The sequence below is a fragment of the Kitasatospora sp. NPDC056783 genome, from assembly GCF_042789895.1.
Taxonomy (GTDB): domain Bacteria; phylum Actinomycetota; class Actinomycetes; order Streptomycetales; family Streptomycetaceae; genus Kitasatospora.
Genome location: NZ_JBHUAF010000025.1, coordinates 22228 through 42456, shown reverse-complemented (window position 1 = coordinate 42456; position 20229 = coordinate 22228). Strand labels below are relative to the sequence as shown.

Genomic DNA, 20229 nt, shown 5'->3' with positions numbered 1-20229 from the left:
CCCGGGTGGGCGGGTCCGCGCGGGTCGGCTTGGCAGGCTCCGGCAGGGCCGGCTGGGGCGCCGCCTCGGGGACCGTCGCCGGGTTCGGCGGCGCGACGACCTGGGCGGGCGCGGCCGCCGGCCGGGCGACGGCGCCCGTGCCGATCCGCGGGGTGAAGGAGAACCAGACCACCACCAGGGCCACCGTCAGCGGTACGGCCACCATCAGCACCCGGGACAGCCACCCGGCCAGCAGCGCGGGCTGGACGTACTCGCCCTTCGCGGCGACCGGCGGCGCCCCGGCCCGCTGGACCTCGACCGCGTACTCGTGCCGGTGCGGCCGTCCGGCCCACAGGAACCGGGCCGGGCGCAGGGCGAGCCGGACGAACGCGGCCCGGCCGGGTTCGATCCGCACCGTGCTCTCGCGCAGGTCGTACCGCAGCTCGCCGGCCTGGTCGTTGCCGCGCAGGGCCGCCGTGACCGGGGCGTTGCCGAGGTTGTCCACGGCCAGCCGGGGCCGGCCCCGCCAGCGGCCCCGCACCCGCCCCGGGACCAGCTCGGCCCGCAGGGTGTGGAAGGGGTTGACGGTGAGGTTCCCCTCGGGGACGCTGAGGCCGTCCGGGTGCTCGGCCGGGACGACCTGGAGCGCGAACGGATTCGGCCCCGCCGGGACGTCCGGGGTGCGCGGCGGGCTGAACGTCACCTCCGCCGTCCCGGTGGTGTTCGGGTACAGCCGCAGCCGGTCGGGCTCGACCCGGATGTACGGCGCCAGGTCGCCGACCGGTTCGATCCGGAATTCGTCCACCACGTCGCTGGTGTTGCGTACCCGCAGCCGGATGGACGTGCTGCCGCCCGGTTCGACGGTGGCTGCTGCGGGTTCGAGGTTCGCCCAGGTGCTCACCCGGCCACGGTAGGGACGGACCGGGGGCCGGGTCAGCGGCCGGGCGCGCGGTCCGGGGGGCAGTGCCCACCGCCCCGGTGGCCGCCCTCGCGGACGTTCCGGGGCGGGGACCGGCGGGCGCAGGATGCGGATGGTCGGTCCGCAACCGGGCGCGACCGCCGTGCTCGCGCACGCCGTTCCCACGTTTCGTTCCCGGATCCCAAGGAGCACCACACCATGCCGTCCTACCTGTCTCCCGGCGTCTACGTGGAGGAGGTGGCCAGCGGATCGCGCCCGATCGAGGGCGTGGGCACCGCGGTCGGCGCCTTCGTCGGCCTCGCGCCGCGCGGCCCGTCGAACGAGCCGACGCTGGTGACGAACTGGAGCCAGTACACCGCCGCCTTCGGCGACTTCACCGACGGGTACTACCTCGCCCACGCGGTGTACGGGTTCTTCAACAACGGCGGCACCGCCTGCTACGTGGTCCGGGTGGGCGGCGCCGCGCCCGGCTCCGCACCCGCCCTCGCGCCGGGCGGCGTGTCCACCGGCCGGGCCGGGGCCCCGGACCCGGCTCAGGACTCGGACCGGGCCCCGGCGTTGGAACCCGGTGAGCCGCGGGCCCTCGGGGGCTTCCGGGTCGCCGCGCTGCCCGAGGCCGCCCGGGCCGGCGGCGCGCTGACCGTCGAGGTGGCCGACCCGGAGGGCGAGGGACCGGCTGACCGGTTCCGCCTGGTGGTGAAGGCCGGCGACAAGGTGGCCGAGACGCTGGAGGTGACCGCCAAGCGCGGCGCGCGCGGCTACGTGGTCACCCAGGTCAAGGAGAAGTCCCGCCTGATCAGCCTCGAAGAGGCCGTTCCCGCAGGCCAGTTGACCCGGCCGGAGAACCAGACCGTCGCACTGCCGGCGCCGCGCGCGGTGAGCGCCGGCCCGGTGGCCGTGTCCGATGCGGCTGCCGGTGCTGCCGCTGCCCCCGTCACCGCCGGCCACAGCGCCCAGCAGTACCTCGGCGACTCCGCCGACCGCACCGGGTTCGGCGGCCTGGAGGCGATCGACGAGATCACCATGGTCGCCGTCCCCGACCTGATGGCCGCCTACCAGCAGGGCGCCCTCGACCTGGAAGCCGTCAAGGCCGTCCAGCTCGGGCTGATCGCGCACTGCGAGCAGATGGGCGACCGGATGGCGATCCTCGACCCGCCGCCCGGGCTGAACGCCCGGCAGGTCCAGGTGTGGCGCCAGCAGACGGCCGGCTACGACTCGCGCTTCGCGGCCCTGTACTACCCGTGGATCAAGGTCTTCGACCCCTCGGCCGGGCGCGCCCGGATGGTCCCGCCGAGCGGCCACCTGTCCGGCGTCTGGTCGCGCAACGACTCCGAGCGCGGTGTGCACAAGGCCCCCGCCAACGAGGTCGTGCGCGGCGCCGTCGATCTGGAGCTCCAGATCACCCGGGGCGAGCAGGACCTGCTGAACCCGGTGGGCGTCAACTGCATTCGCGCGTTCCCGGGCCGGGGCGTCCGGGTGTGGGGCGCGCGCACCCTCGCCTCCGACCCGGCATGGCGCTACCTGAACGTCCGCCGGTACTTCAACTACCTGGAGGAGTCGATCCTGATCGGCACCCAGTGGGTGGTCTTCGAACCCAACGACGAGGCGCTGTGGTCGCGCATCCGCCGCAACATCTCCGCCTTCCTGGTCAACGAGTGGCGGGCCGGCGCCCTGTTCGGCAGCACCGCCGAGGAGGCCTTCTACGTCAAGTGCGACGCGGAGACCAACCCGCCGGAGTCGGTGGACGTCGGCCGGGTGGTCTGCGAGATCGGCATCGCGCCGGTCAAGCCCGCCGAGTTCGTCGTCTTCCGGATGGCCCAGCACTCCAGCGGAGCGGGCGAGTTGGACGAGTGACCGGCCGGCTTCCCTTCCTCCATCCCTCCCGCCCTCCCGTCCGTACATTCGCCACCAGCACAGTAAGAGGATCACGGAACAATGTCGCTCCAGCCCGGTGATGCCCTCACCTCACACAACTTCGGCCTCCAGATCGACGGCGTGATGGTCGAGTACCTCCAGTCCGTGGACGGCCTGTCGATCGAGCAGGACGTCATCGAGTACCAGCAGGTCTCGGCGGACGGGAAGCCCGTCATCAAGAAGCTGCCGGGGGTGAAGAAGGCCGGCCAGTGCACGGTGGTGCGGGGCGCCACCCAGAGCTCGGCCTTCTCCCAGTGGATCAACCAGTCCATCCAGGGCAACATGGGGCTGGCCCGCAAGAACGCCAGCATCATCTTCATGGACTACATGAACACCCCGGTCAAGCGCTACCACCTGCGCAACGCCTGGTGCTCCAAGGTGGACGCCAGCTCGGCCAAGGCGGGGGAGGCCTCGGCGCTGACCGAGACGGTGACCATCACCTTCGAAGAGCTGGTCATCGAGTGATGCGTCGTCAGATCATGCCTCCTGCCGCAGGGTTGAGGAAGACGTCGGAGGCGGGCTCCTCGGTGCCGGATCCGGCGGCGGATTCGCTCGTGGCCTCGACCTCGACCTCGGGCACCGAAGCCGGCGCTCTCCGTACCGAGTTCGACTTCGAGCTGCCGCGCGGGTACGTCGACGCGGCCGGGGTCGTGCACCGGCGGGGCACCATGCGCCTGGCCACGGCCCGGGACGAACTCGTGCCGCTGCGGGACGTCCGGGTGCAGGAGAACCCCGCCTACCTCTCGGTGGTGCTGCTGGGCCGGGTGATCACCCGGCTCGGCACCGTCCCGGTCGTGCACGACGGCGTGGTCGAGGAGATGTTCGCCTCCGACCTGGCGTTCCTCCAGGACTTCTACCGCCAGGTGAACGCCGAGGGGCACACCCGTGCCGCCGTGAACTGCCCGTCCTGCCAGGACACCTTCGAGGTGGAACTGGGCGGGAGCCGCCTGGGGGAATCGTGACGTACGCGGCCGACCGGCTGTACGAGGAAGCCGCGTACGTCGCCTACCACTTCCACTGGAGCATGGCGGACATCCTGGACCTGGAACACCGGGACCGGCGGCGATGGGTCGACGAGATCGCGTCGCTGGTCGAGCGGGCGGAACGGCGGAGGGGCTGAAACAGGATGCGAATTCCTCGGTTCCGGCGGGGTGTCGGGGACGGTGCGGTCCCTGCGGGCGATGGTGCCGCGTCCGGTGTGGCCGGTGCGGCCGGTGTGGCTCCGCTGGTGGAGCACCGCGTCCAGGAGTGGTACGGGCTGCCGCCGCTGCTCCGACGGGCCCGGCTGACGCCGATCGGCGCGCGACCGGACTTCGGAGACCGGCTGGCGACCCGGGGCAACCCGGCGCAGTCCGGCGCGATGGCCCACCTGGTCACGCACGAGGCGCCGTCGGGGCTGGTCCACGGCCTGCTGCACCCCGTGAGGGGGAGCGCGGGGCGTGGGCCGGCATCGAGCGGGCCCGACATTCCGACCCTGCCGGTCGCGCGTCGGTGGCCGGTGAGTGCGGAAGCCGCACCCCCGGACGCGGCGGGCTCCGAGGGGCTCGGGACGCGGGTTGGTGCGGTGGCGGACGTGGCCGTGGACGTGCCATCGGCCGTGTCGGCGGCTCCGGTTCCTTCCGTGCGGGGCGTCGCCCGGCTGGCGCGTCGGTTGGTCCGACGGTCCGTGAGGACGGTGGCCCGGGTGGACGCGGCGGCCGTACGGGAGGCGGGTGCTGTGAGCGGTGGCGGTGGTGAGGATTCGGCGGCGGCGGTGGCGGCCGGAGACTCGTCCGCTGGTGGCCGGGTGTCTCGGACGGATGTTGTCCAGCGCGCGCGTGCGGCGGCGGGGGAGGGCCGGGCCCGCGCCGGTGATGCGGTGCGGGGCGCCGCGGACGATGGCGGTGTCGCCATCGTGCCGGGTCGGGCGCCGCGCGACGGGGCCGCGGCTCAGCGCTCCGGCGCGATGGCGGGGGTGTCCCCCGCCGGTGCCGGTCGCCGAGGGCCGGGCAGGGAAGCCGAGGACGCGGTGGCCTCGGTGGACGGTGCTGTCGCTGCCGTAGGTGTGACCGACTTGCGGCGGAGCGGCCCGACGCGGGCCTCGTTGCCCGGTGCTCGCGCTCGGCGCGGTGACCGGCCGAGGCCGCCGCAGTCGGCCGTTCAGCGCGCCTCCGTCACCGGCCAGGTGGCCCCCGAGGGGCCCGTGGAGCGGCGCGCGGATGCCGGCGGGCGGAAGGGTGCCGGGCTTGGCACTCCGATCGAGGCGCCAGGCGGGCTGTGGCAGGCGGTAGTTGAGAGCGCGCCTGTTGCCGGACAGGCGGTCTCCGAGGGGCTTGTGGGGCGGCGGACGGACGAGGGCGGGCGGGTAGTGCCGGTTGCGGTGGTGGCCGGGGTGACTTCGGGTCGTTCCGTTGCCGAAGGCGTGGCGGTTCAGCGTGTGTCCGGTGCCGATCACCGGGCCGATGAGGTGGTTGTGCGGCCGGTGGGTGTCGGGCTCGGGGCCCCGATGGAGGTGCCGGTTCCGTCGCGGGCCGTGCCGCTCGCCCGGGACGCCGTCGGCCGGCCGGGCGAAGGTCCGGTCGGCGCCGGGCCGGTCGTCGGGCGGGTGGTCGATGGCAGGCGGCACCCGCAGGGGCCGCGCGGGGCCGGACACCCGGGCCCCGGCGAACGGGCGGTTCGAGGCCTCGTGTTGGGCGCGCCCGTCACAGCGGCTCCGGCAGGCGCCGTACCGCTCACCTCGACCGGGGCCGTGCCGTCGGCCGTCCGGCGTCGGGCGGTCGCGACGGCGATGGCAGAGCCCGCCGGTGGTTTCGTGGAACCGTCGGTCGGAGGCCTGCCAGGAGAGCCGAACGCCGTTGCCACCAGGCGGGTTTCGACACCGGTGGCGGGTGGAGTGGTGTCGGCGGTGACCAGGAGTGCCGCTGGGTCGGCAGGTGTGGGCGTGCGGGGCGGGCGGATGGCCGCTTCGCGTCGGGTTGTGTCCGCTGGTGCTGTGGGGGGTGGTGTCGAGGTGTCGGGGGGCGGGCGGTCGGCAGGCGCTGTGGTGCCGGGGTCGGCTGCTGCGCAGGAGGGATCGGCCGCGGCTGGTGGATCGGGCGGGCCGGTTGTGGTGGCGCGTCGGGTCGTTGCGGGGTCGACCGTTTTCCCGGGGCGGACAGTGGCTCCGGCCGCCTCGGTGGGGTTGGCCTCGGAGCGGTCCGTCGTGGCAGTGGGTCCCGCCGCGGTGGGAGGGACGGCTGCCGCCGGCGGGGAGGGCGGTCCGGCAGGGACACGGGCGGCGGTGCCCGCTCGGCTGTGGACCGTCCAGGCGGCGTCCGGGTCCGGCCCGGCCCGGGCCGACTCGGAGCGTCCAGCCGACGGCCGGCCGGTGCGTGCTTCAACGCCGGGGTGGCGAAGTGTCGTTGGTGCTCGGAGGTCCGTCTCCTCGGGGGCGGCCGGCGGCCAGACCGTTGCGCATGGCAGGCCGGTGCCCGTCGTGGAGCGGGCCGGTGCTTCGGCGGTGGGTGGTACGTCTTCGGTTCGGCGGGTGGTCAGCCTGCAACGACGGGTCGGCGATGCGTCTGCGGCGCGAACCGGGCCTGCCGGCCCGGCGGTTCGGCCGGGCGCCGCGTTCGCGGCGGCGCCGGTGCGGCGGGCGACGGACCTGCCGCCGGTGGCGCCGAGCCTGCCCGCGCCGCCTGCCGAGCAGCTCCCCGCCGGTCCGGCGGGCCTGCGGACGGTGGCGCGGACGCCATCGCCCGCACCTGTTCCCGCCGCGCCCACGACCCGCCGGGCGGCCGCGCGGCCCGCAACCCCGCCGCCCGAACCGCCCGAACCGTCCGCGCTTCCGGACCCACCGGCCCCGCCGCGTTCCCCGGAGTTCGCCGAGCCGGATCTCGATGTGCTCGCCCGTCGCCTGCTCACCCCGCTCGCGCGGCTGCTCCGCGCGGAGCTGCGGTTGGACCGGGAGAGGACCGGCCGGCTTCGCGATCCGCGTCGTTGAGCTGCCGGACGCGCTTTGGCTCTCGGGAGTTCTTCGTTTCGCTCGCCGCCCGCTCGCTCGCCCGCCGCGCGTGGAGTCGCGCTCGGGCGGGGAGCGGGTTGGCCGGCTCCGCGGCTCGTGGCGCGGAGCCGACCCGCCAACCGACCGACCTGCCAACCGACCGACCCCGTCAACCAATCCCCCTCAGCCCCACCCACCCCCGAGGAGCGTCGTGACCACCACCAAGGACCCCGGGTCCTCCATCTTCTTCCGCCTCACCATCGACGGTCTCGACCTCGGCCTCTTCAACAGCTGCGACGGCCTCGCCGCCCACGTCGAGACCGAGGAGTGGCAGGAGGGCGGCAACAACGGCCACGTGTGGAAGCTGCCGACCCGGGTCCGGCACACCCCGGTCCGGTTGTCCCGTCCGCTGACGCCGGAGACGGCCCGGGTGACGGCCTGGGTCTCCTCGGTCGCGACCGGCATCACCCGGCCCACCGCCCAGATCGTGGCGCTGCGCGCGGACGGCAGCCAGGTCGCCCAGTGGGGCCTGCTGGACGTGCTGCCGCTGAGCTGGACCGGGCCGACGCTGGACCCGGCGAGCCCCACCGTGGCCACCGAGGTGCTGGAGATCGCCCACCACGGCTTCACCGACGCGCGGGCCGCCTGATGCGCCGGGCGACGCTGCGGGTGTACGAGCCGCCCGCCGACATCGCGGCGGGCCCCGGCGGGGTGATCGCCGAGCTGCGTTTCCAGTTCAACCCGGCCACGCTCGAACTGGCCAAGAGCGCGCAGTGGCAGCCCGGCCGGGCGGTCGGCTTCGAGCGCACGTCGCCGCCGCAGTTCCTGAACGCCGAGCCGCGGGTGCTGCGGCTGCGGATCCTGCTGGACTCCTCCGAGCAGCCGAGCCGGGCGGATGTGCGCCGCCGGGTGGACACCCTGCTGGCCTGCTGCGAGCCGACCCCGGCCAGTCTGGGCCGCAAGGCGCCGTCGCCTCCGTGGGTGCGCCTGGAGTGGGGCAGTCACCGGACGATCGGCTTCGAGGCGTGCGTGACCTCCGTCGACGTCGGCTACACGATGTTCTCCCCGGACGGCGAACCGCTGCGCGCCGTCTGCTCGTTGACCCTCCAGGAGATCCCCGGCCAGACCAAGGGCCAGAATCCGACCTCGGGTGCCCTCACCGCCCGCCGGGTGCACCGCAGCGTGGCGGGCGACACCCTGGAGTCGCTGGCCTGGCGGGAGTACGGGGACGCCGGGGCCTGGCGGGTGATCGCCGCGGCGAACGGCATCGACGACCCGATGCGGTTGCCGGCCGGGACCACGCTGCTGCTGCCCGCTGCCGAGGAGTTGGACCACGACCCGCACCAGGAGGCGAGCCGGCATGAGTGAGACCCCGTACACCGAGGTCCTGGCGGTCACCCTGGACGGCCGGCCGCTGCCGCCGGGCGTGGCCGCGCTGCTGGTCGAGGGCTGGGTGGATGCCAGTGTCAACGTGCCCGCCGCGTTCCAGCTGGTCTTCCAGGACCCGAACCACCGGGTGCTGGCCGCGCTGGGCGTGCGGATCGGCTCGCGCGCCGTGCTGCGCGGCCTGGCCGACGGGGTGGGCGGGGAGCGGCCGCTGCTGACCGGTGAAGTGACCGCGCTGGAGACGGACTTCGACGGCGGCGGCAGCTTCACCGTGGTGCGCGGTCTGGACTTCGGCCACCGGCTGCTGCGCGGGCGGCGGGTCGCCGCCTACCGTCAGATGACGGCCTCGGACATCGCCCGCCGGATCGCCGGGCAGCGGGGCCTGGCCGTCGGCAGGATCGAGCCGACCCGGACGGTGTACGAGCAGCTCACCCAACCCGGCGTCTCCGACTGGGAGTTCCTGCGCCGGCTGGCCGAGGAGAACGACGCCGAGGTGGTGTTCACCGACACCGGCGAGTTCCAGTTCGTCGGTCCGGCCCGGGCGGCCGGCGCGCCCGGGCCGGGCACTCCGGCCAAGTCCAGCCCGTACGTGCTGGAGAAGGGCCGGAACCTGGTCCGCTGCAGGGCCGGGGTGACCGCCTCGGACCAGGTGTCGGCGGTGACCGTGCGCGGCTGGGACGTGCACGCCAAGCGTCCGCTGGTGGCGAAGGCCCCGGCGACGGAGAGCGAGGAGCTGCTGATCGGGATCACTCCGGGCCAGGCGGGCGCGCCGTTCGGCGGCGCCGAACTGCTCGGCTCCGACGTGCCGTACGACACCCAGGCGGAGGTGCGGTACGCGGCCTCCGCGCTGGCCGCCGACGTGACCGGCGCGTTCGCCGAGCTGGAGGCCGAGGTGCGCGGCGATCCGTGGCTGCGGCCGGGGACGCCGGTGGCGCTCGGTGGTGTCGGCGCGCCCTTCGAGGGCCGGTACACGGCCACCGCCGTGCGGCACCACTTCGCCGCCGACACGGGCTACCGCACCTGGGTGACGGTCAGCGGCCGCCAGCACCGCAGCCTGCACGGCCTGGCCTCCGGCGGGCGGGGCGAGGAGGCCCGGCTGCCGGGCGCCGCGGTCGCCGTGGTCACCGACGTCAAGGACCCGCTGGAGCAGGGCCGGGTGAAGCTGTCCTTCCCGTGGCTCTCGGACGACTACGTCTCCGACTGGGCGCGCACCGCCCAGTTCGGCGGCGAGCGCGGTGGCGGGGTGATCAGCCCGGAGGTCGGCGACGAGGTGCTGGTCGTCTTCGACCGCGGCGCCCTGGACCACCCGTACGTCCTGGGCGGCCTCTACAACGGCCGCGACCGTCCCTCCCGGCACGACACCCCGCTGGTGGACCGCACCAGCGGCCGGGTGAACCGGCGCAGCCTGGCCTCCCGCAGCGGCAACCGGATCGAGCTGCTGGACGCCCCGGCCGGGCCGCGCGGGGTGCGGCTGCGCACCGGGGACGACACCATGACCGTGCACCTGGACCAGTCCCGCTCGACCATCACCGTGCGCGGCGACGGGCGGGTCAGCATCCAGGGGGTCGGCGCGGTGTCCGTCTCCACCACCGGACGGCTCAGCCTGAGCGGCGGCACGGTGGACATCAGGGCCGCCGCCGGACTCAAGCTGTCCGCCGCCGAGCTGAACCTGTCCGCCGCCAGCGTCGCCACCGAGGCGGCCTCCGTCCGCACCGCGGCCGCTTCGGTGGCGATGGTGGGGACGGTCACCGCCAACGGGATGCCGGTGATCTGATGAGTGGTCAGTTCGCCGGTTCCGGCTGGGCGTTCCCGCTGCGCACCGGGGCATCCGGGGGGATCGCGCTGGTCTCCGGCGAGCGGGAGATCGAGGAGGCGATCCGGCTGGTCCTGGCCACCGCGCCGGGGGAGCGGCCGATGCGGCCCGAATTCGGCTGCGCCATCCACGAGTTGGTGTTCGACCCGGTCAACGGGGCGACGGCGGGCCGGATCGCGCACGACGTCCGGTCCTGCCTGGACCGCTGGGAGCCGCGGATCGAGGTGCGGGACGTCGAGGTCTCCGCCGACCCGCGGCAGCCGGCCGTCCTCTACATCGACGTCCGCTACCACGTCCGCGCCACCAACAACCCCCGCAACCTCGTCTTCCCCTTCTACGTCATCCCCTCGCACGAGAGCCCGGACGGCCCGGTGGGCGGCATCGAGCCGCCGGCCGCCGGGCTCCCGTCCGGAGAGTGAGCACCGTCATGGCCCTGCCCGCACCCAACCTCGACGACCGGCGCTTCCAGCAGTTCGTCGACGACGCCAAACGCCACGTCCAGCGGCGCTGCCCGGAGTGGACCGACCACAACGTCTCCGACCCGGGCGTCACCCTGATCGAGGCGGTGGCGCACATGCTCGACCAGGTCGGCTACCGGCTGAACCGGGTGCCCGACCGCAACTACCTGGCCTTCCTCGACCTGCTGGGCTTCACCCTGCTCCCGCCCGCCGCGGCCCGGGCGCGGGTCACCTTCCGGCTGTCGGCTCCGCAGGAGCGGCCGGTCGCGGTGCCGGCCGGCACCGAGGTCGCCACCGCCAGGACCGAGGTCGAGGAGTCGGTCGTCTTCCGCACCGAGGGCGAACTGCGCATCGCCCCCTGCCGGTTGGACGCCCTGATGCACCACCCGGTGGGCGGCGTCGCGGCCGACCGCGGCGCCGAGCTGCTGAGCGGCAAGGACGTCGCGGCGTTCCAGGAGCAGCCGCGAGTGGACGACGCCCTGCTGTTCGGGCTGTCCGCGCCGGTGCCGGACTGCCTGGTGGTGCTGCGCCTCGACAGCCGGGTGGACGGCATCGGCGTCGACCCGCGGCAGCCGCCGCTGGGCTGGGACGCGTGGACGGTCGACGGCTGGCGGCCCTGCGAGGTGGAGGAGGACACCACCGGAGGCCTCAACCGCCCCGGAGAGGTGCTGCTGCACGTGCCCGGTGGCCACACCGCCTCCCGGGTGGCCCGCGCCGAGGCGGCGTGGCTGCGCTGCCGGGTGACGGCCGCCGAACCCGGGCAGCCGTTCTACTCGGTCAGCCCGACCGTCCGGGCGGCGGAGGCCTTCACGATCGGCGGCACCACCACGGTGAGTCACCAGGAGACCGTCCGTGACGAGCTGCTCGGGGCGTCCACCGGCGTCCCCGGCCAGCGCTTCACCCTCGCCCACGCCCCGGTGGCCGCCGGCGACCCGCCGGTGCTGGTGCAGTCCGCCGTGCCCGGCGAGGCCGAGGGCTGGGTGGACTGGCGGGTGGTCACGGACTTCGCCGGCTCCGGCCCCGGCGACCGCCACGTGCTCCTGGACCCGGCCACCGGCGAGCTCGCCTTCGGCCCCGCTGTTCGCCAACCCGACGGCGGCCTGCGGCAGTTCGGCGCCGTTCCGGCCAAGGACACGGTGCTGCGGGCCGCCCGCTACCGGATCGGCGGCGGCAAGGTCGGCAACGTCGCGCGCGGCGCGATCAGCGTGCTGCGCAGCTCCGTCCCGTACGTGGCGACCGTGGTCAACCGGGAGGCGGCCGGTGGCGGGGTGGACGGCGAGACGGTGGAGGAGGCGAAGCTGCGCGCCCCGATCGCGCTGCGCACCCAGGAGCGCGCCGTGACCCAGCGCGACTACGAGGAGCTGGCCCGCCGCGCCGCGCCCGGGGTCGCCCGGCTGCGCTGCCTGGCCGCCGACGGGACCGGACCGCAGGACGGCGGGCCCGGCGCGGTGCGGGTCCTGGTGGTGCCGAACGCGGTGCCGGACACCGGCGGGCGGCTGCGCTTCGAGCAACTCGTCCCGGACGACGGCCTGCTCGCCACCATCACCGAGCACCTCGACCGGCGCCGCCCGATCGGCACCCGGCTGGCCGTCGGCCCGCCGTTCTACCAGGGCGTCACCGTCGTGGCGACGCTGCACGCCTACGCCGCCGGCTCCGCCGAGCGCGTCACGACCGCCGCGCTCGACGCCCTCTACCGCCACCTCGACCCGCTCACCGGCGGGCCGGACGGCACCGGCTGGCCGTTCGGCCGCCCGGTCCAGGCCGGCGAGCTGTTCGCGGTCCTGCAACGGGTGCCGGGCGTCGAACTCGTCGACGAGGTCACGCTGTACCCGGCGGATCCGCTGACCGGCCGCCGGGGCGAGGCCACGGGCCGGGTGCCGATCGCGCCGGGCGCGCTCACCTTCCCGTTCGACCACCGGGTGCGGGTGATCGCGTGACCAGGGGCGCGGTGCCCGGACTGGCCAGCCCGCACCCGCTGGTGCCGCGGCTGCCCGCGCTGTTCGCCGAGGACGAGTTCGCCCGGCGCTGGGTGGCCGGACTGGACGACCTGCTGGCCCCGCTGCTGGTCGACCTCGACTGCCTGGACGCCTACCTGCGCGCCGGCCTGGCCCCGGAGGACTTCGTGCGCTGGCTCGGCGGCTGGGTCGGCGCGGACTCCGGGCCGGAGGCGGACGGGGAGCGGTTGCGCGCCCGGGTGGCCGCCGCGGCCCGGCTGCACGGGGCGCGCGGCACGGTCGCCGGGCTGGTCGAGGCCGTGCGGCTGGCCTTCGGGGTGCGGCCCGAGATCGAGGAGAGCGGCGGCGCGGCCTGGTCGGCCCGCCCGCTCGGCGCGTTCCCGGGCGGCCCGGTGCCGGGGCTGACGGTGCGGTTGCGGGTGGCCGACCCGGCGGCGGTCGACCGCCGGGCGCTGGAGGAGCTGATCGCCTCGGTCTGCCCGGCCCACGTGCCGTACCGGGTCGAGGTGGCGGCGGCCGGGGCGGTCGAGGTGACCGGCCCGGCGAGCGGTACGAGCGGTACGAGCGGTACGAGCGGAACGAAGGGCGCCGGCGGGACGAGTGGAACGAACGAGAGGGACACGATGAACGAGAAGGACCGGACGTGACGACCGGAACCACCGGGACCGGGACCTGCCCGGAGTGCGGAGCGACCGGACAGCGCGAGTCGTTCTGCGCGGGCTGCGGGGCGTTCCTGAGCTGGGAACACGGGGGAGAACGCCATGGCACCCCGGCCCCCGCCACCGCGTCGGCGGCCCCTCCCGCCGCTCCTTCGGCCGCTCCTTCGGCCACCGCGTCGGCTCCCGCCGTACCCGGCCAGGCCCCGCCTCCGCCGCCGACGACCCTGGCGCCGGTGACCGCGGCCGCGGCCGCCCCCGCGGCGGGTCTCGCCGACTGCTACACCGAGACCATGGCCCCGACCGAATCCGGTGCCGGGGCCGGTACCAGGACCGGGTCCGGGGCCGGGGCCGTGCGGGACACCGGCGACGCGGACCGCACCGAGCGCGCCCGCGCCCTGCTCGTCCCGGTGGACCCGACGGGCCCCTCCGTGACCGGGGTGCCCGTAGCCGGCCCGGTGCTGCCCGGCCGGGCCGAGGGCGCCCGCCCCCGGCAGGTCCGTCGCCCGGGTGCCGAGGAGGAGCCGCACGACGGCGTCGCCTGCCCCTGGTGTGGCGCCGTCAACCCGGAGACCCGGTACTTCTGCCGCAGCTGCGCGCTGTTCCTGACGGTGGCGGACCGGCCGGTGAGGCTGCCCTGGTGGCGGCGGATGGTCAGGCCCGGCAAGGGCCGGGTACCGATGGCGGGTGAGCGTCCCCGGGTGCGCGGGCTGCGCGCCCGCTGGCCGCTGTGGACGCTGCGAGCGGTGGCGGCCGGCGCGGTGGTCACCGGGCTGCTGCTGTGGACGGAGCCCGCGGTGAGCGCCGTCCAGGACCACTTCACCCAGCCCGTCCGGCTGCACCCGCAGGCGGTGACGGCCTCCTCCTCCGACCCGGGCCACGGCCCGGAGGCGCTGGCCGACGGCTTCTCCGACACCTGGTGGGGCGACGGCCTGGCCGGCAACGGCGCCGGGCAGTACGTGGACGCCGAGTTCGGCCGGCCGGTGCACCTGCTGGACCTGATGATCACCCCGGGCACCGGCACCGCGCGCGACTCCTACTACCAGCAGGCCCGGCCGCTCGTCCTGGACGCCGTCCTCTTCCACAGCGACGGCACCACCACCATGCGCCGGCTGACCCTCGACGACACCCCGGGACCGCAGGCGTTCGCCCTGCGGGGCGCCGGTGTCACCAAGGTCCGGCTGATCCTGCGGTCCGCCTACGGGGCCTCGGACACCACCCAGGTCGCCATCGCCGAACTGGAGTTCTTCGGCCGCAGCGCCGCCGCGAGCCGCCGACAGGGGTGAGGCCCCGCGAGCCGCCGGCAGGGGTGAGGCCCCGCGCGTCGCGCCCGCACGCGCCGGAAGGGCCGTCACCGGTTCGCCGGTGACGGCCCTTCGTGCCCCTCCGGGGGGGGGAATTCCCTTGCGGGCGCGACTACTTGGCGCCGAAGGCCTTCTCGATGTCCTGGATGACCTTCTCCGCCGCGATCGGGCCGGAGCTGCTGCTCCAGACCTGGCCGTCCACGCCCATCAGCTGGTTGGCGCCCACGGCCTTCAGCCGGTTGAAGGCCTCCTGCGTGCGGGCGGTCTCCAGGGCCTTCTCGCCCTCGGCGTTCAGGGTGGCGACGAACAGCCGGTCCGCGTCGGCCTTGTTGAGGTTCTCCAGGGACAGCGGGTCCGAGTGCGGCTGGGCGCCCAGGCCGTCGGCGATCGGCATGGTGGTGGCGCCGGCCTTCTTCAGCAGGTCGCCCGGCATGTTGGTGGTGTTCATCACGATCGGCCCGTTGGGCATCCAGCGCATCACCACGGCGCTGCCGGTCTTGCCCTCGCCGGCCTTGGCGGCGCGCTTGTCCAGGGCGTCCAGCTTGGCGCTCAGGTCGTCCTTGTGGCCGAGCGCGTCGCCGTAGACGGCGAGCACCGAGCGCCAGTCGCCGGCCTTGGGGACGATGGTCGGCGCCACCGCGGAGAGCTTGTCGTACTGGGCCTTCTCGATGCCCGAGGAGGCGAGGATGAGGTCGGGGGTGGCCTTCAGGATGGCCTCGATGTTGGGCTCCTTGACCGTGGCGACCAGCGGGATGCCGTCGGCCTTCAGGTAGGCGGGGGCGGTGGTGCCGCCGCGGCTGGAGCTGGTGCCGACCGGGGTGACGCCCAGCGACATGGCGGTGTCCAGCGAGGTGTCGTTGAGGGCGACGACCCGCTTGGCCTCGGCCGGGACCTCGACCGCGCCGAACGCGGTGTCGATGCTGCGCTTGCCGCCCTTCGCGGCGGAGGAGGAAGAGCCGTCACCCGCGGAGCTGTCGGACCCCGAGGAGCCGCACGCGGTCAGGCCCAGGGAGAGGGCGCCGACGACGGCCGCACCGAGCAGGGTCTTGGTAAAGCGGGTGCCAAGCATGGGTGTTCTCCGGGAAATGGTAGTTTACGGACGAACCGTTTTCCTGAGGTTAGCCTAACCATACCCAAGACCCTGACGGAGAGGCCCGGTGTGACAACCCGATCACTCCTGCTGCGCGGACTGCTGCCCGCCGGCGCGATACTGCTGGCCGCCGTGCTGGCGAGCCTGCTGCTCGGCGCGGGCGACGTGGGGCCGTCACGGGCGTTCGCCACACTGCTCGGTGACGGCGACTCCGACTCCCGGTTCACGGTGTTCCACCTGCGCGTCCCGCGCACCGCCGTGGCCCTCGCGGTCGGCCTCGCCCTCGGCGTGGCGGGCACCGTGCTGCAGGCCGCCGCCCGCAACCCGCTGGCCGAACCCGGCCTGCTCGGCGTCAGCACCGGGGCCTCCTTCGCCGTCGTGATCGCGATCGTGCTCGGCGCCAGCGCCGCGAGCGTCGGCCCGTACGTCGCCGTGCTGGGCGCCGCCGCCGGCTGCCTGCTGGCCCTCGGCGCGGCCCGGCTGCGCGGCACCGGCGACGACCCCGTCCGGCTGGTGCTCGCGGGCGCGGCCCTGAGCGGGCTGATGAACGCCGGCTCCTCCGTACTGCTGCTGTCCGACGCCCGGGCCGCCGACGAGATCCGGTTCTGGACCATCGGCTCGGTCGCCGGGCGAGGCACGGACCAACTGGTGGCGGTGCTGCCGGTCCTGCTGCTCGGTCTGGTGCTGGCGCTGCTCTCCGGCCCGGCCCTGACCGCCCTCAGCCTCGGCGACGACGTCGCCACCGGCCTCGGCCACAAGCCCCGCCGGGCCCGCGCCCTCGCGGTGACCGCCGTCGCCCTGCTGGTCGGCGCCGCCACCGCGATCGCCGGACCGGTCTCCTTCGTCGGCCTGGTGGTGCCCTTCGCCGCCCGGGCCCTGGTCGGCCCGGACCTGCGCCGGCTGCTCCTGGTGTCCGCGCTGCTCGGGCCCGCCGTGGTGCTGCTCGCCGACGTGGCCTCCCGGCTGGTCGCCCGCCCGTACGAGATGCCGCTCGGCGTGATGACCGCCCTGTGCGGCGCGCCCGTCCTGGTCGCCGTCGTCCGCTCGCACCGGATGCCCTCGCTGTGAAGGCCCCTGTGAACACCGCCGTGAACCCTGACACCCCCTCGGCCGCGCCGCGACAGGCCGGCCCGGGACAGCCCGCCCCGCGCCGGAGTGTCCCGCCCGGCACCAGGCTGCTCACCCTGGGCGGCCGCTCGGTGCTCGTCCCCGTCCGGCCGCTGATCGGCTGTGCGGCGCTGTTGCTCGCCGTGGTCGCGGTCACCGCCGTCTGCCTGGCCGTCGGAGAGACCGACCTCGACCCGGTGACCGCCCTGCGGGCCGCCTTCGGCGACGGCACCGCGCGCGACGTCCTGCTGGTGGAGAAGCTGCGGCTGCCCCGCGCCGAGGCCGCGCTGGCCGTCGGCGCCGCCCTCGGCGTCGCCGGCTGCCTGATGCAGACCCTCGCCCAGAACCGGCTGGCCACCCCGGACACCGTCGGCTTCAACGAGGGCGCGACCGCCTTCGCCGTCGCCTCCGTCACCGGTGTCGCCACCCAGCTGCTCCCCTCCGCCGCAGCCCTGGCGGGCGCCGCCACCGCCGCCTCGCTCGCCTTCGCCCTCGGCGGCGGAGCCGGCCGCAACGGCTACCGCTTCCTGGTGGTCGGCCTCGGCATCGGCGCGGTCTTCGGCGCGGTGACCAACCTGATGCTCTCCCGCGCCGCCATCGACGCCGCCAACGCCGCCTACGGCTGGACGGTCGGCACCCTCAACAGCCGGGACGCCGACACGGTCGGCTACCTCGAACTCGGGCTGCTGCTCTGCCTGCCCGCCGCCGTGCTGCTCGGCCGCCGGCTGTCGCTGCTGCGCTTCTCCGACGCCGTCGCCACCGGGCTGGGCGTCCGGGTGCGCGGCCTGCGGATCGGCGTGCTGGCGGTCGCCGTGGTCTGCGCGGGCCTGGCCGTCGCCGTCGCCGGACCGCTCGGCATGATCGCGCTCGCCGCCCCCGAGGCGGCCCGCCGGATCGCCGGACCGCGCTGCGTGCCGGTGCTCACCTCGGCCGCCGCCGGAGCCGTCCTCACCCTGCTCGCCGACCTGATCGGCCGCACCGCCCTGTCGCCGATCGAGGTGCCGGCCGGCCTGGTCACCGCCGTCGTGGGCGGCCCGTACCTGCTCTGGCTGCTGCTCACCACCCGTCCCCGGAGGACCGCATGACCGCCCGCACCGCGACCGCCGCGACCGCCGCGACCGTTGTGACCCCCGAGAGCGCCGCCGACGCCGCCCCGGCCCCCCGGCTGGCGACCAGCGGGCTCAGCCTCGGCCACGACCGCACCATCGTGGTCCGCGAGCTGGACCTCGAACTGCCGCAGCGGCAGGTCACCGTCATCGTCGGCCCGAACGGCTGCGGCAAGTCCACCCTGCTCGGCGGCCTGGCCCGGACCATCGCCCCGCGCTCCGGCGCCGTGCTGCTCGACGGCAAGCCGCTGACCTCGCTGTCCACCCGGGCGATCGCCCGGATCATCGGCCTGCTGCCGCAGTCCGCCACGGCCCCGGACGGGCTGACCGTCCGTGACCTGGTCCGCTACGGCCGCCAGCCGCACCAGGGACTGCTGCGGCAGTGGTCCGCCACCGACGCCGAGGCGGTCGAGTACGCGCTCGCCGCCGCCGACCTCCACGACCTGGCCGACCGTTCGCTGGACACCCTCTCCGGCGGCCAGCGCCAGCGGGCCTGGATCGCGATGGCCGTCGCCCAGGACACCGACATCCTGATGCTGGACGAACCCACCTCGGCACTGGACATGGGCCACGCCCTGGAGGTGCTGGAGATGGTGCGCGGCCTGACCGAGCGCGGCCGCACCGTCGTCCTCGTCCTGCACGACCTCACCACCGCCTGCCGCTACGCCGACCACATGGTGGCCATGCGGGACGGCGAGGTGGTCGCCCAGGGCGCCCCGCGCGACATCGTCACCCCCGAGCTGGTGCGCGAGCTGTACGGGGTGGAGAGCGCGATCCTCACCGACCCGGTGCACGGCACCCCGGTGGTCTGCCCGGTCGGCCTGGCGCCCCGGACCCGCTGAGGACCCCGGTACCGCGGACGGCCTCGGCGGGTCCGCCGGGCGGCCGGCTCAGCCCGCCAGGCCCGGCAGTCCCGCCAGGCCCGGCAGCACCTCGGCACCCGGCAGCGCCGCCAGCGCCCACCCGGGCAGGATCAGCTTGCCCCGGCGCCGGCCGCTGCCGACCAGCACGTACGGGGCCGCGGCCACCGCCTCGTCGATCAGCAGCGGCCAACCGCCGGGCAGGCCGACGGGGGTGATGCCGCCGTACTCCATGCCGGTCAGCTCGACCGCGGTGTCCATCGGCGCGAAGGAGGCCTTGCGCGCCCCCAGGTGGGTGCGCACCGCCCTGTTCACGTCCACCCGCGTGGTGGCCAGGGCCAGGCACCCGGCGAGGGTCACCTCCCCGGCGCGCTTGGCGGCGACCACCACACAGTTCGCGGAGACCTCCGACGGCACGTCGTAGGCCTCGCAGAACACCGCGGTGTCCGCGTGCTCCGGATCACTGTCCACGTAGAGCACCGAGGCGGCGGCCCCGGGCGCGTCCCAGTTCTTCAGCGCCTCGGCGACCGGCGCCGCGAGGTCCGCGCAGACCTCCAGGGCCGGGACGGTGGTGCTGAAGTTCCCGAAGGGCGGGCGTACGGAATCGGTCATGCCACCGGACTGTAGCGTGCCGCCGGATTCCCCCCGAGGGCCCGGTCAGCCGTACGGGACGACCGCGACCGGGCAGTGCACGTGGTGGATCGCGGCGTGCGCCACCGGGCCGAGGTGGTGGTGGCGCAGCGGCATCCGCCGCAGGCGGCGGCCCACGACCAGCAGCCGGGCCGTCGTGGCGGCGTCCACCAGGTCGACGGCGGCCTTGCCGCGGATCAGGTCGGTGGTCACCGCCACCTCCGGGTGCCGCTCCCGCCACGGCTCCAGCGCCTCGGCGAGCCCGGACCGCTCGACGGCGGAGACCTCGGGTTCCAGGCCGCCGATCGCGCCGTAGGACATGTACTCGCTGCCGGCCGGCGGGGACCAGACGTGGATGACGCGCAGCGGCGCCGAGCGGAGCGCGGCGGTCTCGAAGGCGAAGGCCAGCACCGCGTCCGCCGGGTGCGCGAGGTCCAGGCCGACCGTCACCGGGCCGTCCGGTTCGTCCCCGTCGGCCCGGATCAGCACCACCGGGCAGGCCGCCCGGCGCAGCACCTCCTGGCTCACCGAGCCGACCAGGAAGCCGCGCACCGTGCCCAGCCCGCGCGAGCCGAGCACCAGGACGGCGGCGTCGTGCGCGGCGGCCTCCAGCGCCTCGACGGGGTCGGCGGCCACCGACGAGGCGGAGACCGCGACCTCCGGCACCAGGGCGCGCAGCTCTCCCTCGCGCTCGGCGAGCCGGGCGAGCGCCGCGTGGTCGCCCTGTTCGGTCCCGGGTGCGACGTGCTTGGGCCGGGGCCAGGCCTGGAGGACGTCCAGGCGCAGGTTCCGGCGCCGCGCCTCGCGGGCGGCCCACGCGGCGGCGGCCAGGCTCTCGGGTGAGCCGTCGAATCCGACGACGACGGGTCCGGTCACGGCGTGCTCCTCGGGTGCGGTGCGGCCCTGGCGGCCGGAGTGCCGGCCCGGCCCCGGCCGCCGGAGTACCAGGTGCGGCCCCAGTATCCGCGCCGTCCCGGGCCGCCGCCTCCCGGAGCCGCCCCCTGGTCACCGGGGGTGACGGCCGTCCCGGTTCGGCCGTCCGGCTGGTCGGCGGCGCGGCACACCCGGGGGCGGGCGGGGCGCCGGGCTAG

Annotated in this window: 17 protein-coding genes and 1 pseudogene; 14 read left to right on the top strand and 4 right to left on the bottom strand. The window is 75.5% G+C overall.

Translation table 11 applies throughout. From position 1 onward, the window contains the following. Window positions 1-880 (bottom strand): annotated as a pseudogene (locus tag ACFRMQ_RS06710) (hydrogenase expression protein); the annotation flags it as partial. Between the two features lie 216 nt (window positions 881-1096). Here ACFRMQ_RS06710 and ACFRMQ_RS06705 point away from each other — a divergent pair. From ACFRMQ_RS06705 to ACFRMQ_RS06655, 11 genes are all read left to right on the top strand, one after another. Then, on the top strand, window positions 1097-2752 hold the full coding sequence (locus ACFRMQ_RS06705; RefSeq protein WP_380727673.1) for a phage tail sheath family protein: 1656 nt from the start codon (window positions 1097-1099) through the stop codon (window positions 2750-2752). An 81-nt stretch (window positions 2753-2833) separates the two neighbouring features. Beyond that, complete coding sequence (locus ACFRMQ_RS06700) at window positions 2834-3277, top strand: phage tail protein (RefSeq protein ID WP_380727671.1); 444 nt, start codon at window positions 2834-2836, stop codon at window positions 3275-3277. After that, a complete protein-coding gene (locus ACFRMQ_RS06695; protein WP_380727669.1) occupies window positions 3277-3774 on the top strand; it encodes a hypothetical protein in 498 nt (165 codons plus the stop codon). The genes ACFRMQ_RS06700 and ACFRMQ_RS06695 overlap by 1 nt, the downstream gene beginning before the upstream one ends. Further along, entirely contained in the window at window positions 3771-3932 is a 162-nt protein-coding gene (locus ACFRMQ_RS06690) for a DUF6760 family protein (protein ID WP_380727667.1), read from the top strand. Before ACFRMQ_RS06695 ends, ACFRMQ_RS06690 begins: the two co-directional genes overlap by 4 nt. A gap of 3052 nt (window positions 3933-6984) precedes the next feature. Further along, on the top strand, window positions 6985-7422 hold the full coding sequence (locus tag ACFRMQ_RS06685; protein ID WP_380727665.1) for a phage tail protein: 438 nt from the start codon (window positions 6985-6987) through the stop codon (window positions 7420-7422). Then, window positions 7422-8141 (top strand): tail protein X, encoded by a 720-nt coding sequence (locus ACFRMQ_RS06680; RefSeq protein WP_380727663.1) that lies wholly within the window; start codon window positions 7422-7424, stop codon window positions 8139-8141. Before ACFRMQ_RS06685 ends, ACFRMQ_RS06680 begins: the two co-directional genes overlap by 1 nt. Next, on the top strand, window positions 8134-9933 hold the full coding sequence (locus tag ACFRMQ_RS06675; protein ID WP_380727661.1) for a VgrG-related protein: 1800 nt from the start codon (window positions 8134-8136) through the stop codon (window positions 9931-9933). The genes ACFRMQ_RS06680 and ACFRMQ_RS06675 overlap by 8 nt, the downstream gene beginning before the upstream one ends. Next, window positions 9933-10391 (top strand): GPW/gp25 family protein, encoded by a 459-nt coding sequence (locus tag ACFRMQ_RS06670; RefSeq protein ID WP_380727659.1) that lies wholly within the window; start codon window positions 9933-9935, stop codon window positions 10389-10391. The genes ACFRMQ_RS06675 and ACFRMQ_RS06670 overlap by 1 nt, the downstream gene beginning before the upstream one ends. Window positions 10392-10399: 8 nt before the next feature. After that, window positions 10400-12367, top strand: a complete 1968-nt coding sequence (locus tag ACFRMQ_RS06665; RefSeq protein WP_380727675.1) for a putative baseplate assembly protein — start codon at window positions 10400-10402, stop codon at window positions 12365-12367. Continuing rightward, window positions 12364-13032: a phage tail protein gene (locus ACFRMQ_RS06660; protein ID WP_380727657.1), complete on the top strand. Its 669-nt coding sequence runs from the start codon at window positions 12364-12366 to the stop codon at window positions 13030-13032. Before ACFRMQ_RS06665 ends, ACFRMQ_RS06660 begins: the two co-directional genes overlap by 4 nt. 245 nt (window positions 13033-13277) lie before the next feature. Beyond that, window positions 13278-14327 (top strand): NADase-type glycan-binding domain-containing protein, encoded by a 1050-nt coding sequence (locus ACFRMQ_RS06655; protein ID WP_380727655.1) that lies wholly within the window; start codon window positions 13278-13280, stop codon window positions 14325-14327. 130 nt (window positions 14328-14457) lie between these two features. Here the strand turns inward: ACFRMQ_RS06655 and ACFRMQ_RS06650 are convergent, their stop codons facing one another. Further along, window positions 14458-15414: an ABC transporter substrate-binding protein gene (locus ACFRMQ_RS06650; RefSeq protein WP_380727653.1), complete on the bottom strand. Its 957-nt coding sequence runs from the start codon at window positions 15412-15414 to the stop codon at window positions 14458-14460. Window positions 15415-15504: 90 nt separating this feature from the next. On the opposite strand from ACFRMQ_RS06650, the gene ACFRMQ_RS06645 reads away from it, so the two are divergent. From ACFRMQ_RS06645 to ACFRMQ_RS06635, 3 genes are read left to right on the top strand one after another with little or no spacing between them, the layout of a single operon-like run. Then, the gene (locus ACFRMQ_RS06645) at window positions 15505-16503 is read left to right on the top strand and encodes a FecCD family ABC transporter permease (RefSeq protein WP_380727651.1); all 999 of its coding nucleotides are present in this window, start codon (window positions 15505-15507) and stop codon (window positions 16501-16503) included. A gap of 20 nt (window positions 16504-16523) precedes the next feature. Further along, a complete protein-coding gene (locus tag ACFRMQ_RS06640) occupies window positions 16524-17627 on the top strand; it encodes a FecCD family ABC transporter permease (RefSeq protein ID WP_380727649.1) in 1104 nt (367 codons plus the stop codon). Next, a complete protein-coding gene (locus tag ACFRMQ_RS06635) occupies window positions 17624-18490 on the top strand; it encodes an ABC transporter ATP-binding protein (protein ID WP_380727647.1) in 867 nt (288 codons plus the stop codon). The genes ACFRMQ_RS06640 and ACFRMQ_RS06635 overlap by 4 nt, the downstream gene beginning before the upstream one ends. 48 nt (window positions 18491-18538) lie before the next feature. On the opposite strand, the gene ACFRMQ_RS06630 is transcribed toward ACFRMQ_RS06635, so the two are convergent. Beyond that, a complete protein-coding gene (locus ACFRMQ_RS06630; RefSeq protein ID WP_380727645.1) occupies window positions 18539-19120 on the bottom strand; it encodes a YbaK/EbsC family protein in 582 nt (193 codons plus the stop codon). Between the two features lie 45 nt (window positions 19121-19165). After that, the gene (locus ACFRMQ_RS06625; protein WP_380727643.1) at window positions 19166-20014 is read right to left on the bottom strand and encodes a universal stress protein; all 849 of its coding nucleotides are present in this window, start codon (window positions 20012-20014) and stop codon (window positions 19166-19168) included. Between the last annotated feature and the right edge of the window lie 215 nt (window positions 20015-20229).